This is a genomic window from Scrofimicrobium sp. R131 (assembly GCF_040256745.1).
Classification (GTDB): domain Bacteria; phylum Actinomycetota; class Actinomycetes; order Actinomycetales; family Actinomycetaceae; genus Scrofimicrobium; species Scrofimicrobium appendicitidis.
The window spans coordinates 667,984-682,269 of sequence record NZ_CP138335.1 but is presented as its reverse complement, the minus strand read 5'-3'; the positions used below and the strand labels follow the sequence as shown (position 1 = coordinate 682,269).

Below are 14,286 nucleotides of genomic sequence, written 5' to 3'. Positions count from 1 at the left end.
CTATTCCTTATCCGCGCCCGGTTGGTCGAAAGCCTGCGACCAACGGCTGGAGCGCGACGAACGTCGGCCGAGCACGCGGGCAGTCTTCTCAATTGTCTCCTCGTCCACTCCGGCGGTGTCCTTCCCGGGAGTGAACTCTTCGCCCTCAATAATGAGGCGTTCGACGCCTTGGGATTGGGCGTCACGCAGAGCCCGCCGCGTGGGGAATTTTCCTCCCCCCTGCAGGGCGGACAGGTTGATCATGCCGGATTCGGTGGTCAGTTCCTGGGTCCGATCAAGGAACGTCGTGGCTGGCTCCGGTGCTTCTTCCTCTGCTGGCTCTTCTTCCTCTTCAACTACGGTCGGTTTGCTGGTGCGCCAGGCGGAAGCCCCGGTAAAGATCGCCACCAACAAGGACAGGCCCATCGCCACAAACAGGGTGATGGCGGCAATGTTGGGCTGCGGGGTGGGCCACCGCAGGGTGATGGAAGGGGCCGGTGAGGTGCCGTCGGTGGCGGCAATCAGGGCGCCCTCCAGCTCCTGCCCGCTCAGCTCCAGCTGAACCGAGCCGGTACCGTTGCGCTCCAACCACCACATGTCCGAACTGATCGGGCTCACCTGCTCACCGGACTGGGGTTGTTCGCCGGATTGCGGTTCCTCTCCGGACTGGGCCACCTCGCCGTGCGGCTCTGCTTTCAGCGCCTGCAGGCTTTCCAGCCCGAAGATCTCGTCGTAGGGGTGGCTCTCCACCCACGCGTTTATGTCTGCCGCGGAGCCGACCGCCAGCCAGACCGGCTCGTTCGGGTTGGCGGCTTTTGCCTCTATGTCCACCCGATCTCCATAAAGGCTGAAGACACCAGCACGAGTGATCAGGAACGGCTTATCAGTGCTCCCGGTCGGCGCGATCTCCTGCGCAGGCTTCCACACCGTGAGAGCCAGGACACCGCCAATTGCCAGCAGTAGCGCGAGCGCACCGAAGATGATCGACACCAAGTATCTGTTCACATTCGCCACTGCGACTTCCTTCCGGATAATTTACACCATGCTCATTATTCTATGGCTTGCCGTCAATCGCCAACCCGCGGGCCCAACATGACTCGTGCCAGTGCCGCCGCGTCTCCACCCCGGAATCCCATCCCAGGAGCGATTCTTCACGCCAGGCAACCACGTGATCCACCTGCGCGGCAATGACCTGGTTGCACCCGGGGCAGCGATACGTTTTGGCGCTCCCCCGCACTCGCTGGACCTGATAGTCATAACCGCCTGGACCAACTTCGCTGTGGCGAATCTGAGGCGAGAACTCCCCCAGGTCCCGGTGGGTGCGGGACCACTTCTTGGACCGTCTCACCGACTAAATCAGCTCCCCACCCCGAGCCACAGCCACCAGCGCCAGATCCTCGGTCAGCGCACACAGGTCGGACCGACGGCCCACCTCGAGCTCACCGCGGTCATTCCAGCCGAACAGCCGTGCGCCCTGCGCAGTGCCGAGGAACACAGCATCCACCAGGTCGATCCGCCCGCGGGTGACAGCCACCCGGACACAGTCCAGAATGTGCGAGGTGCCGCCAGCCAGAGAGTCAGAATGAGCCAGACGCGCCACGCCGTGTTCGACCCGGACTTTCTGCGGTCCCAGGACGTACTCGCCGTCAGCCATCCCGGCCGCCGCCATCGCGTCGGTGACGAAGACGCAGTTATCCCGGCCAACGGTCTCCATAATGTTGCCGACCAGTTCCGGATCCAGGTGGACGCCGTCGCAAATCATTTCGACCACCACTTCCCCATCCGCTGCCGCACGCAGGTAGCTGGAGATCGGACCGGGATCGCGGTGATGCAGCGGACGCATCCCGTTAAACAGGTGGGTGACGGAGGCACGCCGCCGTGACAGCTGAGCCACCCCCTCGGCAATCGCCTCGTCGGTCACTTCAATTCCACCGTCAGTGTGACCCCACGAGGGAATCGCTCCCGCCTGGGTGAGCACCCCGAGGGCCTCAACCCCCACCGGGCTCATCGTGCGTTCGGGGGCAATCGTCATCGACAGGGCATAGCCGCCAGCGGCCTCCATCAGCTCGGCCATCGCGGCCGGAGTCGGATCGGTTAGGAACCGGGGGTCCTGCGCACCGCAGCGGGCCTCCGACAGGAAGGGGCCCTCAAAGTGGATCCCCCGAATCGTCCCATTCTGGGCTGCCTGTGCCAGGGTCCGCGCCCGCTCGACCAACACGTCCTGGGCGGCCGTCACCAGCGACGCCACCATCGTGGTGGTGCCGTGCTTCAGGTGCTCGGCAGCCGCTGTCTCAACCTGCGCCACCTCGGTCGCGTCGGGGAACGAACAGCCACCGCCGCCGTGGCAGTGCACGTCTATGAACCCCGGAGTGACATAGGTGGTGCCCGCCGGCGTCTGATCCTCAACGTCCGAATACTCGGCCGGCAGGTCCGCGGCCGGACCCACCCAGAGGATGTTCTCCCCTTCGAACACTACCGCCCCATCTTCTAGGAGTTGGTCGGTCAGCACCAGGGTGGCGCGCCACAGTTTGGTCGACATTAGAACAGCCTTTCCTCCGGATCATCCATTCCGCGCAGTGCGGCATAGTCCAATATTACGCATTCGATTCCACGGTCGCCCGCGAGTGTCCGAGCCTGTTTGGCGATCTCCTGGGCTGCAAAAATGCCCCGGATTTCGCGCAGATGCTCCTCGCGAGACAGCAGGGTCAGGTACCTGGTCAGCTGCTCGACCCCGTCGATCCCGCCGCGGCGCTTGACTTCAATCGCCACCGGTCGACCGTCCGGGTCGTAGACGAGCAGATCCACCGGTCCAATGGGTGTCGGGTGCTCCCGCCGGCCCAATTTCCAGCCCTCACCGAGGACCGAGGTGAGTTGGAGGGCCAGCAGCTCCTGCAGGTGGGCTTCCACGCCGTCCTTGGTGAGGCCCGGGTCGACCCCCAGGTCCTCATCCAGCTCCGCGTGGATCTGGTACAGGCGGACGCGAAGCTGCCCATCAGTCTTGAGTGGAACCACCTGCCAAACCTGGACCACCCCCTCGTCCGCCTCGTCGGTCGTGGGTTCAACTACCTCGAGGCGGCAGGGCGGTGACATCCAGTTCAACGGCTTGTAGGAGCCGCCGTCCGAGTGCACCAGCACGGAGCCGTCTGCCTTCAGCATCAGCAGCCGCTTGGCTTTGGGGAGATGGGCATCGAGGCGGCCCGAGTAGTCGACGGCACAGTCTGCCACAATTAGTCGCAAGTTTTCCACTTCCTTTCCATCAGCAGTCTACCCTCGCCCACCAAAACGCTTGCACGCGTTAGCGTGCTGTATTTTGCTCTTTCGGTTCCGTTTCGTTACCTGCTCCCGTTGCGAGGTTTATCGAACCTGCCTACATTGTGAAGGAAGCCACCTTCTAGTGGTTTTCGCACGAGGAAGTGAGATTGGAATGAAAATTGCACGGCGCAAAATTGTGGGCCTAGCCGGCTCCGCAGCGGCGGGTGCCCTGATCCTGGGGGCCTGTAGTGGAGGAGGCTCAATTTCTGGAACAACCGAAGAACAGAGCAGCGATGCCTCGCCAGCCGAAGGGTGCGAGGACTTCGAACAGTACGGCCAGTTTGACGGGGCCACGGTCACGCTCTTCTCCTCGATTCGCGAGGTGGAAGCCGACCAACTGCAGGAGACATTCGACGATTTCTCCCGGTGTACCGGGATCACCGTCCAGCACAACGGTGTTGGCGAGTTTGAACAGCAGATCGTGGTGCAGGTTGAGGGCAACAACGCCCCCGATTTGGCCATTTTCCCGCAGCCGGGCCTGCTGAAGACCATGGTGGACATGGGCAAGGTACTACCCGCCCCCGAGGGGGTAGAGAAGAACACCGACGAGGGGTGGTCCCCCGATTGGAAGGCCTACGGCACGGTGGACGGGACCTTCTACGCCGCCCCGCTGATGGCATCGGTCAAGTCCTTCGTCTGGTACTCGCCGAAAGCGTTTGCTGACAACGGGTATGAGGTCCCCGAAACTTGGGACGAGTTGATGGCTCTGACCCAGAAGATCGCGGAAGACAATCCGGACGGCGACGTGAAACCGTGGTGTGCGGGGATCGAGTCGGGTGGGGCCACGGGTTGGCCCGCCACCGACTGGATTGAGGACCTGGTCCTGCGCACCGCCGGCGGTGACGTCTATGATCAGTGGGTCTCCCACGAGATTCCGTTCAACGATCCCGCCATCGTGGAAGCCACCAACAAGGTGGGCGATATTCTCCTGAACGACGACTACGTCAACGGGGGAATTGGCGACTCCCGCTCGATCGCCACCACCTCGTTCAACGACGGCGGTTTGCCGATCCTGGATGGCCAGTGCTTCATGCACCGGCAGGCATCCTTCTACGAAGCCCAGTGGCCCGAAGGCACCGACGTCTCGCCCGACGGTGACGTCTACGCCTTCTACCTGCCGGGAATGGACGCTGACAACAAGCCACTGCTGGTTGCGGGCGAGTTTGTGGGCGCCTTCAACGACAAGCCCGAAACCCAGGCGGTCCAGGAGTACATGTCTTCTGGCAAGTGGGCCAACACACGCGTGGGCATCGGTGGAGTCACCTCGGCCAACAAGGCGGTCGATCCGTCGCTAGCGTCCTCGGACGTGCTGCGTCTCTCCATTGACCTCCTGCAGGACGAGGGTGCCATCTCGCGCTTTGACGGTTCAGACCTGATGCCGTCCGAGGTGGGGGCCGGGTCGTTCTGGTCAGGCCTGACTCAGTGGATCGACGGCTCCGTCGACACTGAAACCATGCTGACCAACATCGAGAATTCCTGGCCGAAGAACTAACTGGCTCTGGACATGGTGGTGCGGGGTTCGCCCCGCACCACCGGTCTTGGGGAGATCATGAACTGGTTCCTGGACACAAAGTTTGGCCAGATGTTTTTGGCCATCATTGCCATTGCCGTCATCGTGGGGGTCCTGCTGGGACTCGCCAGTTTGGCGGATCGACTCAAAGGCCGCGGACGAAACGTGTTCTCGGTAGCGGTCTTTGTTCTGCCTGCTCTCGGGTTGCTGATCATGGCGCTGATTTACCCAGCCCTTGGCACCGTCAAGAACTCGTTTTTTGACCGGTTCTCAACCCAGTTTGTCGGCCTGGAAAACTTCACCTGGATCTTTACCGATGCGGACTCTCTCCGCGCGTTTCTCAATACCGCAGTCTGGGTGCTGCTGGTTCCCCTCCTCTCAACTGGCATTGGGATGCTGTATGCCCTCCTAATCGATGGGAAAAAGTTCGAGAAAGTGGCCAAGTCGCTGCTGTTTATGCCGATGGCCATCTCATTTGTTGGTGCGGGTATCATCTGGCGGTTCATGTATGAATATCGAGGATCGGCCCAGAGCCAGCGCGGCCTACTGAACGCCATCATCGTTGCATTGGGCGGGGAACCAGTTCGGTTCCTGCAGGACAGCCCCCTCAACACGCTCTTCATCATCGTAGTGATGATCTGGGTGCAGGCCGGGTTCGCGATGGTCCTGATCTCGGCGGCAATCAAAGCGATTCCCACCGACATCGTGGAGGCAGCCAAGCTCGACGGGGTCAGCCCGCTCTCGATGTTCACTAAGATCACAGTGCCAACCATTCGTCCAACACTGGTGGTTGTCTACACGACCATTACCATTGCCACCTTGAAGGTGTTCGACATTACCCAGACGATGACCGGCGCCAAGTTCCAGACGCAGGTGCTGGCTAATCAGATGTACGACCAAGCGTTTACTTTCCTGAATGCCGGGCGTGGCTCAGCTACAGCGGTCATCATTTTCGTTCTGGTGATCCCGATCGTCATCTTCAACACCAGGCAGATGCTCAAGAACAAGGAGGTGCGTGGACAATGAGTGTTGGCGCCTCTACTTTGGCTAAGCGCAGTCTGACATCCAGGTTCGGATCGCTCGTCGCGGCTCTGATAGCCATCTTGTGGACCATCCCCACTTTCGGGCTACTGGTCACCTCGTTCCGACCTGAAGGGTTGATCAAGACTACCGGCTGGTGGACCTTCTTCGGCGACCCCCAAGTGACGCTGGAGAACTACCACAATGTCCTGTTCGGCTCGACCTCCCAGGGTGATCTGTCGAACTACTTCATCAACTCGCTAGTCATCACCATTCCGGCGACGATTGCACCGCTGGTGATTGCGACCATGGCTGCCTATGCGTTCTCGTTCATGAAGTGGCGCGGGCGCGACACCGTGTTCGTCATTGTCTTCGCCATGCAGATCGTGCCGTTGCAGATGTCGCTGATTCCCTTGCTGAGGATCTTCTCCTCCAGCTTTGGGAAAGACTTCCCCTTCATGTCGATTTGGGTTGCGCATACGGCGTTCGCCCTTCCTCTGGCGATTTTCCTGCTGCACAACTTCATGGCTGAGATTCCCAGAGAGCTAGTAGAAGCGGCCGAAGTGGATGGGGCCGGTCACGTGGCCACCTTCTTGCGCGTCATTTTGCCGCTCATGGTTCCCGCCATTGCTTCGTTCGCCATCTTCCAGTTCCTCTGGGTCTGGAACGACCTGCTGGTTGGGTTGACGTTCTCTGGCGGACAGTCGCTCACTGCTCCGCTGACTGCCCGACTCCAGTCGATGGCCGGTTCGCGCGGACAGGATTGGCACTTGCTGACCGCCGGGGCTTTCATCTCGATGATTGTTCCGCTGGCAGTGTTCTTCTCCCTTCAGCGCTATTTCGTGAGGGGCTTGACGGCCGGTTCAGTCAAAGGCTGACAGCGAGAGCGGCTCGGCAAGGTTAGTCTGCTGAGCCGCTCTCGTTCTATACTCAGGGCATCCCAACGTAGAGATGGCAGATTGTGACTCAGATTCCCAGTAGTGTTGCGCGCATGTCGGTCCCCGTGACCCAGGCTGAGCATGCCTACACGGCGATCCGAACAGCCATCATCTCTGGCCAACTCTCGGCCGGGGCACGCGTGTACCAAAGCGAATGGGCTGAAGCGCTGGGAATCTCAGTGACACCGGTACGCGAAGCAATCCGCCGCTTGGAGCAGGAGGGGCTGCTGAACGTCACCCCGCACCGAGACGTCACCGTCAGCGAACTGAGTTTGGCCGGCGCCGAGGAGATCTACGCCATGCGCTTGCGGGTAGAACCACTTCAGATGGAGAAGTCCATCGAGAAGTTCACCAAGTCAGCTTCACAACAGGCGCTGTCCCTATGCCGTCAGATGGACACCACCCACGACATCATCGAGTTCACCTACCTGAACCAGCAGTTTCACCGCACACTGTTGAGCTACGACGATTCCTGGACAGCCCGGGTCACCGAGATGCTCGAGGCGGCAGCAGCACCCTACGTGGCCCTGTCACTTCGAAAATGGCCAGCCCAAATCAAGGACTCCAACGCGCAGCACTTTCAGCTGCTCTCCGCGTTCGACGCGGGCGATCTCGCCACAGCCATCGAAGTCGGGCACGCACACCTGACTTCGACGCTGGAGGCTCTCAGGAAGGGACTAAGCTGACTGTCTTCGCCGACATTTCCGGATGAGGCGGGTCGCAACCGCATGGACCGGCTGGGTTGCCCGCCACTTTTGGTCCGGGTCCAGCGCTTCAGGAGCGCAATACCAGGGGATCCCGTCCTCAATTCGAATTTTCCAGCCGGAGCTGCCTAGATTTCGGTGGTGGTACCAGCAGAGCATCGCTCCGTTGCTCACGTGGGTTGGGCCTCCTCGAGCCCACTCGGTCACGTGGTGGATTTCGCACCAGGCGGCCTCCGTGTTACATCCGGGAATCACGCACCCACCATCTCTGGCTGCAATCGCCGCCCTCTGAACCGGGGTGAAGACGCGTTCCGGGCTTCCAAGCTCGACAATTTGCCCGTTGTCTCCCTGGGCCACGAACTGGAAGCTGGCACCGCAGGCCGCGTGCAGCAGCTCCGCCTGGTCGATCAGGGTGGGTCTGCTCTCGTGGATGTAGCCACCCCGGCCAGCCGCAACGTCCTCTGCCTCCACCTGCACGATGACGGTGAAAGGTTGCCCGTTGCGCTTGGGAATCGCCGGGGAGTCGGCAGCTGCCTTCCCGATTGCGATGAGTGAGTCGTGGCGGCGCTGGGCGGGAGTGCGCGGATCCTCTTCGTCCCCAGCCAACTTTGGATTAGCAATTTGGGAAAACAGCCCGGTGAAGACCGCGGCCCCCTCGGCAACCAGCACGCCCGACAGTCGGAACATGCCGTTCTCCAGTTCCACCAGGTCGACCCGTCGGGTTTCGAACGTCTCTGTCCGACTGGGAGCATCCAGCTTCCGACGCCATGTTTCAGCTTGGGTGCGCAGCTCCGGCAAGCTGAGCGCCAATGCCGGAACCAGCTGCCCGTCCTGATCGTAGCCGGCAGCGCTGGCAACCAGCACCTGTTCCGCCAGTTCCCGTTCCTCCCCTTCCGGCAAGTCGCGAAGTGAGTTGACGATGACTTTGGCGGCGTTACTGGTTAGGTTTCCTTGGCTGAACTCGTGGGCCGTGTGGGGAAAAGCTGGCCCCAGTTTCTCACCCGTCTCCTGGTCGAGGCGGGGCATCAGCTGGCGGGCCAGGCGCACCCGGCTTTTGGTGGCGGCCGGCGCGCTCAGGGCAAACCGGCTCCAAACGTCGGTCGCATCCCGGCACCCCACCTGATGGGCCAGGCTGATCTCCCGCGCACACCGCTCCTGAACTTCCTGCGTAAGCTCAACCAAGCGCGCGTCGATCTCCCGCTGGAGCTTCCCGGTTTGAGCCACCAGGTCCAGCAGGTCTTGATCGCTGAGCTGCGAGAGTGTCATCCCTCTATTGTGGTCGAGGAGACCAGCCTGCCCGCAAGGGGTGTGGATAACTATGCTCCGCGGGCGAGCACTTCCCTCCGCAAGTCCTCCACTGACCCTCCGGATCCCAGCACCACTCGAGCCAGCAGGCGAGCTTTGCGCCCCGACAAGAAGCCCGCTGGGATCACCCCTAATGACAGCAGGTCGATCTCAGCCCCACGGTACCCGTACGTCCTAGTGAGGACGCTGCCCGACCCGGTTCGGCTGGTCAGGATGACTGGGATCCCCCGATCAAGCGCCGCAGCCAGCCGATCTCTTGTCCCGTAGGAAACGTGTCCCGCCCCTGATCCAGCCACGACCAGGGCCACCGCACCGCCGGCGAGGGCCGCCTCAATCAGCTGCCCGTCGTCGTCCAGTACCGCCTCGATCAAGGGGACAAACACCCCCTTGGGTTCAGGCAGACTCGGGAACACCTCCACCGGCCGATAGTGGAGCCGAAGCTGCCCCTCGACCACGTGACCCACCGGCCCTTCCCCCGGGGAGGCGAAGGCGCAAATTGAGCTGGTATGAGACTTTTCCACAGTGCGGGCCAAATGGATTTCTCCGGCCATCACGACCAGGACCCCTATTTCGCGCACCGCCGGCTCGGCTGCCACCAGGATCGCATCGCGCATGTTGGCCGGTCCGTCTGAGCCCGGCTCATCTGGAGATCGCATAGCCCCGGTGACAATCAGCGGCGCCGGCAGGTCCCAAAGCAGATCAAAGAAGTACGAGGTCTCGTCGATCGTGTCGGTCCCCTGAGTAATCACTACTCCGGCCGCGCCGGCCTGAACTGCTGCCCGGCACTCAGCCAGGACCTGCAACAGGACCTCCGTGGTGAGCGAGGCGGAGGGCACCCGTTCCAGCGAGTGTAACTCCACCTCAACTTCACCGAGGTCGGGCAGGCTGGCCGCCAACTCCTTCGCCCCCAAGGTGGGGACAATCCCGGGATTGTCGGCCCCCTTGGTCATGGAAATTGTGCCTCCGAGGGTCACCAGGGCTACGCGTGGGCTCACCGGGTCGCCTCAAACGGGAAGCGCTGACGGAAGTCATCCGCCACCTCGGCGAAGGTGCACCACTGGACCCCAGGGTGTCGGTCGATATGGTCGAACACCCGCTCCAGCATCATCAGCACCTGAGGACGGCCAGAAACGTCCGGGTGGATGGTAAACGGAAACACCGCGTAGTCCATCTCCCGGTAGATCCAGTCAAACTGGTCCTTCCACAGCTGCTCGATCACCTGCGGGGCGACGAACCCGTGCGAGTTCGGGTACCCCTTGATGTACATCATCGGCGGCAGGTCATCGACGTACCAGTTCGCCGCGATCTCGACCAGGTCCACCTCGTGCCCGCGCACCAGGGGCTTCATCCACTCGCTAGCTTCCTTGCTGTAGTCCACGTTGGTCCAGGTGTCTCCCACCCGGGCGTAGAACGGCAGGAAGTCGTGGTACGACTGCGAGTTGTCGTATGAGAACCCATTGTCCAGCAGGAGCTGAGCCGTGTACTCGCTCATTTCCCACCAGGGGGCCACGTACCCTTTCGGCCGGGATCCGGTGAACTTCTCAATCAGGGAGACGCAGCGCCCCAGCACGTCCGCCTCCTGCTGGGGTGACATCGCCACCGGATTCTCGTGGCTGTAACCGTGGACCGCAATCTCGAACCCGGCCGCCGCGACATCTTCAGTCTCTTGCGGGAAGGTTTCGATCGAGTGCCCCGGGATGAACCAGGTGGCCGGCAAGACGCGCCGCTGCAGGAGTTGTCTCACCCGCGGCATCCCGACTTCACCGGCGAACATACCGCGCTGAATATCGTTGGGCGAGTCCTGCCCCTCATAGGAGCCCAGCCAACCGGCGACCGCGTCGACGTGCACCCCCACGCATACTTTAATTTCTTTCATGACGTGCTCCTAGCTAACGGTCTTCTGCCCGCACTCCGGGCAGCAGGTAGTGCAGTCCAACGTGAACCACCAGGGTGACAATCAGGGCGGCCACGCCGGCGGAGAACCCACCGGGCAACGGCAGGAAATACTGGAAGACGATGCCACAGACCGCGCCCAACAAGAATGACACCACACCTGTCCAGCGTACCGGCCGCTGACGGGTCAGGTTGGCATCCGTGTACACAGATTTGCGGAGCAGGTAGTAGTCGGCAATGATCGGGCCGGCCAACGGCACAAAGGCTGCCCCCAGCACGGTGATAAAGTCGGCGAAGAACAGCTGATAGAAACCGAGGGAACCCAGGATCGTTCCGATGATTCCCACCACTAGCACTATGGACGTCCGACGGACATTCCAGCCGACCGAGTTCATCCCAGCACCGGTGTAGAGCGAGTTGCTGTACAGCTCAGAGTTGTTGGTGGTCCACAAAGACACCGTCCAGACCAGCACCCCGATCAGCGCAATAAAGACACCCTGGACGTACATCCAGTTGACGAAGTTCGCATCGCCAGTAGCAATCGTCCCAATATAACCAACCACGTTCAGCAGTGGGTTGGTGATGATGAAGCAGGCGGCCGCCCCAATCAGCACTGCCTTCCGGTTTTTGGCGAATCGCATAATATCTGGACCCATGATGGCCCCGGCGATCCAGGCTCCAATCACGAGGGTCAGACCGGAACCGAACCCGAACCCGGACCGGGTGTTTGACTCGGCCACCACCGCGTCCCACCCGCCGAAGTCCTTCACCATCGCGATCCCCACTACCAGGGAAACGATCAAAACGAAGGGCGCGACCGGCAGCGCGATTTTCTCAATCGCAGAAATTCCGCGGTAGGCGGTCCAGGTGAACAGGGCGCCGAATACCAGGCAGCTCAAGACCACTTCCAAGCTGATCGGAGCAATCCCCGGCCGACCCAGCACCGCCGGGTCAATTACGGTCACCCCGGTTGGGCTCCCCAGGAGCACTCCCCAGACGTCGCCAATCATCCCCAGAATGGAGGAGAACCAGCCCAGTGTCAGCAGCGCCATCACCACCATCGGGACCACCATCCCAACTCGGCCATAAGAGAAGCGCGCCAGCATCGCCAGGTTGAATCCGGTGGCCATCGCGGGGATGCCCAGCAGAATGGTCAGAATGAATAGGAACAGTTCCCCGGCCGCCACGGTCAGGAACGCCTGACCCATCGGCATTCCGGCGGTCCCGCCCTGGCCGGCTAACTGCCCGCCCACCACCAGCCCGGTGACGACGAAGCCGAAGCCGACCCAGATAGCGGCGATGCCCCAGGTGCTTCGACGGGCGGTCCGGGGGACAGATTCCAGCATGTACTCCTGATGGTCATTAACAGGTGGAGACGCCATTGTGTGCTCACTTTCGTTGTTGGGATGCGCAGCATCGCTGCTTGCGATATATCATATATGTTGCACGCGTCACGTCAACGTTGATCGCCATCTGGACAAACTGCTAGCTGATCCCCGGGGGCGCCGAGTCGATCCAGGAGATCACGCCCTCGTAATCCCCGGTCGAAAGCACCATCTCGTACTCACAGTCGCCGTCGCGCAGGTGCAGCACCGAGGTCCCCATCGTCGGATGGTGCCGGGGTTGCTCCACCAGCTCCAGCGAAGTGCGGGCAAGCAAAAGGTCCGGGGTCACTCGAAAGCGAACTAACCCGGACCAAGCCATATTGGAGCGCCCGTAACGGGCATACCCGCGCATCCAACCGGAGTCGTGCGAAGGCTCCTTTGGATCAATCACGCGCAGCAGGGTGCGAAATGAGCCCAGGCGGTGACTGAGGACGTAAATCCGTCCCAGCAGAAATCCGCCCGGGCCCACCAGCAAGATCAGAACGGGAATCAGCACTAACCAGGTCATTAGGCTTCTCCCCTTTCTTTAGATCACCGTACCTTCGTCGACTACCACCGTAACAAAGTCATCGTCCACGGAAGCAAATCCGCCGCTGACTGAAATGTTGACTTCCCCGCCGGGGTCGGCCCCCCGCACCTCGACGTTGCCGGTATTCAGCACCGCCAGCACGGGTTGCCGGCCCGGCAATACGCCCAGTCGGCCGTCCAGAGCGGGAATCGACACGTAGTCGGCTTCCCCCTCCCACAGTGTGGAGGTCCGATTGACGACCTCGATGCTCAGCCGCTTGCTCATTGCTTCTGCAGCTCGTGCCACTTGCGCTCGAGGTCTTCAATCCCGCCGATGTTGAAGAACGCCTGCTCGGGAATGTGGTCGTATTCCCCGTCGGCGACCCGGCGGAAGGCCTCGATCGTTTCGGACAGCGGCACGGTGGAGCCGGGAACGCCGGTGAACTTCTCCGCCATGTAGGTGTTCTGCGACAGGAACTGCTCGATCCGCCGGGCCCGCGCCACGGTGATCTTGTCTTCTTCGGACAGTTCGTCGACCCCGAGGATCGCGATGATGTCCTGCAGTTCCTTGTTCTTCTGCAGAATCTGCTTGACCCGGGTGGCCACGTTGTAGTGGTCCTCGCCCACGTATTTGGGGTCCAGGATTCGCGAGGTGGAGGCGAGCGGGTCCACGGCCGGGTAGAGACCGCGCGAGGCGATCTCGCGGGCCAAGTTGGTGGTCGCATCCAGGTGGGCGAAGGTGGTGGCCGGAGCCGGGTCGGTGTAGTCGTCAGCAGGCACGTAGATCGCCTGCAGCGAGGTGATCGAGTGGCCGCCGGCCGAGGTGATCCGCTCTTGGAGCAGGCCCATCTCGTCAGCCAGGTTCGGCTGGTAACCCACCGCAGAGGGCATCCGCCCTAGCAGGGTCGACACCTCGGACCCCGCCTGGGTGAACCGGAAGATGTTGTCGATGAACAGCAGCACGTCCTGCTTCTGCTCGTCCCGGAAGTACTCGGCCATGGTCAGCGCGGTCAGGGCCACCCGCAACCGGGTCCCTGGCGGCTCGTCCATCTGGCCGAACACGAGGGCGGTCTTGTCGAAGACGCCCGCCTCTTCCATCTCGTGGATCAGGTCGTTCCCTTCACGGGTCCGCTCCCCCACCCCGGCGAAGACGGACACGCCGCCGTGATCCTGGGCCACGCGCTGAATCATTTCCTGAATGAGCACGGTCTTGCCCACCCCGGCGCCGCCGAACAGGCCGATCTTGCCACCCTGCACGTAGGGGGTGAGCAGGTCGATCACCTTGATGCCGGTTTCGAACATCTTGGTCTGGCCCTCGAGCTGGTCAAAGTGAGGGGGATCGCGGTGAATCGGCCACCGCTCCTTGATTTCCAGCGGGGTATCAGAGTTCAAGCACTCACCGGTCACGTTGAACACGTGCCCCTTGGTGATGTCACCCACCGGCACCGTGATGGGCGAGCCGGTATCGGTCACGGCCTGCCCCCGCACGAGCCCGTCGGTGGGCTTCAGCGCGACGGTGCGGACCAGGTTGTCCCCGAGGTGCTGGGCCACTTCGAGGGTCATGGTGGTCTTGCCCTCACCCTCGCCCTGACCGGTCAGGTCCAGTTCGACCAGCAGCGCGTTGTAGAGCGCAGGGATTGCATCCGGGGGAAACTCCACGTCCACGACGGGGCCGACCACGCGGGCCACGCGCCCCTCCGCGAGCTTCTTGTCATTTTCTGCCATTTTGGTCC

The 14,286-nt window shown here is 62.0% G+C and carries 15 protein-coding genes; 4 read left to right on the top strand and 11 right to left on the bottom strand.

Going from position 1 to position 14,286, the window contains the following annotated elements; translation table 11 throughout:
• The 4 genes from SAC06_RS03225 to nucS are packed head-to-tail and all read right to left on the bottom strand — an operon-like array spanning position 1 to position 3,216.
• Entirely contained in the window at positions 1 to 984 is a 984-nt protein-coding gene (locus SAC06_RS03225) for a hypothetical protein (RefSeq protein WP_350258780.1), read from the bottom strand.
• A 49-nt stretch (positions 985 to 1,033) separates the two neighbouring features.
• Positions 1,034 to 1,327 carry a hypothetical protein gene (locus tag SAC06_RS03220; protein WP_350258779.1) on the bottom strand — a complete coding sequence of 98 codons (294 nt, stop codon included), beginning with the start codon at positions 1,325 to 1,327 and terminating at the stop codon, positions 1,034 to 1,036.
• 3 nt (positions 1,328 to 1,330) lie between these two features.
• Positions 1,331 to 2,518, bottom strand: a complete 1,188-nt coding sequence (locus SAC06_RS03215) for an N-acetylglucosamine-6-phosphate deacetylase (protein WP_350258778.1) — start codon at positions 2,516 to 2,518, stop codon at positions 1,331 to 1,333.
• The gene (gene nucS, locus SAC06_RS03210; protein ID WP_350259144.1) at positions 2,518 to 3,216 is read right to left on the bottom strand and encodes an endonuclease NucS; all 699 of its coding nucleotides are present in this window, start codon (positions 3,214 to 3,216) and stop codon (positions 2,518 to 2,520) included. Before nucS ends, SAC06_RS03215 begins: the two co-directional genes overlap by 1 nt.
• A gap of 187 nt (positions 3,217 to 3,403) precedes the next feature.
• On the opposite strand from nucS, the gene SAC06_RS03205 reads away from it, so the two are divergent.
• The 4 genes from SAC06_RS03205 to SAC06_RS03190 all read left to right on the top strand — a co-directional run bounded on the left by SAC06_RS03205 (position 3,404) and on the right by SAC06_RS03190 (position 7,445).
• Positions 3,404 to 4,783 (top strand): ABC transporter substrate-binding protein, encoded by a 1,380-nt coding sequence (locus tag SAC06_RS03205; RefSeq protein WP_350258777.1) that lies wholly within the window; start codon positions 3,404 to 3,406, stop codon positions 4,781 to 4,783.
• 57 nt (positions 4,784 to 4,840) lie between these two features.
• Positions 4,841 to 5,827, top strand: a complete 987-nt coding sequence (locus SAC06_RS03200; RefSeq protein WP_350258776.1) for a sugar ABC transporter permease — start codon at positions 4,841 to 4,843, stop codon at positions 5,825 to 5,827.
• A complete protein-coding gene (locus SAC06_RS03195; RefSeq protein WP_350258775.1) occupies positions 5,824 to 6,699 on the top strand; it encodes a carbohydrate ABC transporter permease in 876 nt (291 codons plus the stop codon). Before SAC06_RS03200 ends, SAC06_RS03195 begins: the two co-directional genes overlap by 4 nt.
• Before the next feature lie 113 nt (positions 6,700 to 6,812).
• Positions 6,813 to 7,445: a GntR family transcriptional regulator gene (locus SAC06_RS03190; RefSeq protein ID WP_350258774.1), complete on the top strand. Its 633-nt coding sequence runs from the start codon at positions 6,813 to 6,815 to the stop codon at positions 7,443 to 7,445.
• Here SAC06_RS03190 and SAC06_RS03185 read toward each other — a convergent pair.
• The 7 genes from SAC06_RS03185 to atpD all read right to left on the bottom strand — a co-directional run bounded on the left by SAC06_RS03185 (position 7,437) and on the right by atpD (position 14,278).
• Positions 7,437 to 8,729, bottom strand: a complete 1,293-nt coding sequence (locus SAC06_RS03185) for an HNH endonuclease signature motif containing protein (RefSeq protein ID WP_350258773.1) — start codon at positions 8,727 to 8,729, stop codon at positions 7,437 to 7,439. The genes SAC06_RS03190 and SAC06_RS03185 overlap by 9 nt on opposite strands.
• A gap of 50 nt (positions 8,730 to 8,779) precedes the next feature.
• On the bottom strand, positions 8,780 to 9,763 hold the full coding sequence (locus SAC06_RS03180) for an asparaginase (protein ID WP_350258772.1): 984 nt from the start codon (positions 9,761 to 9,763) through the stop codon (positions 8,780 to 8,782).
• Positions 9,760 to 10,644 carry a polysaccharide deacetylase gene (locus tag SAC06_RS03175; RefSeq protein ID WP_350258771.1) on the bottom strand — a complete coding sequence of 295 codons (885 nt, stop codon included), beginning with the start codon at positions 10,642 to 10,644 and terminating at the stop codon, positions 9,760 to 9,762. The genes SAC06_RS03180 and SAC06_RS03175 overlap by 4 nt, the downstream gene beginning before the upstream one ends.
• 13 nt (positions 10,645 to 10,657) lie before the next feature.
• Positions 10,658 to 12,007: a purine-cytosine permease family protein gene (locus tag SAC06_RS03170; protein ID WP_350258770.1), complete on the bottom strand. Its 1,350-nt coding sequence runs from the start codon at positions 12,005 to 12,007 to the stop codon at positions 10,658 to 10,660.
• 139 nt (positions 12,008 to 12,146) lie between these two features.
• The gene (locus tag SAC06_RS03165) at positions 12,147 to 12,554 is read right to left on the bottom strand and encodes a DUF2550 family protein (RefSeq protein ID WP_350258769.1); all 408 of its coding nucleotides are present in this window, start codon (positions 12,552 to 12,554) and stop codon (positions 12,147 to 12,149) included.
• Positions 12,555 to 12,572: 18 nt separating this feature from the next.
• Entirely contained in the window at positions 12,573 to 12,839 is a 267-nt protein-coding gene (locus tag SAC06_RS03160; protein ID WP_350258768.1) for a hypothetical protein, read from the bottom strand.
• Positions 12,836 to 14,278, bottom strand: a complete 1,443-nt coding sequence (atpD, locus tag SAC06_RS03155) for a F0F1 ATP synthase subunit beta (protein ID WP_350258767.1) — start codon at positions 14,276 to 14,278, stop codon at positions 12,836 to 12,838. Before atpD ends, SAC06_RS03160 begins: the two co-directional genes overlap by 4 nt.
• Between the last annotated feature and the right edge of the window lie 8 nt (positions 14,279 to 14,286).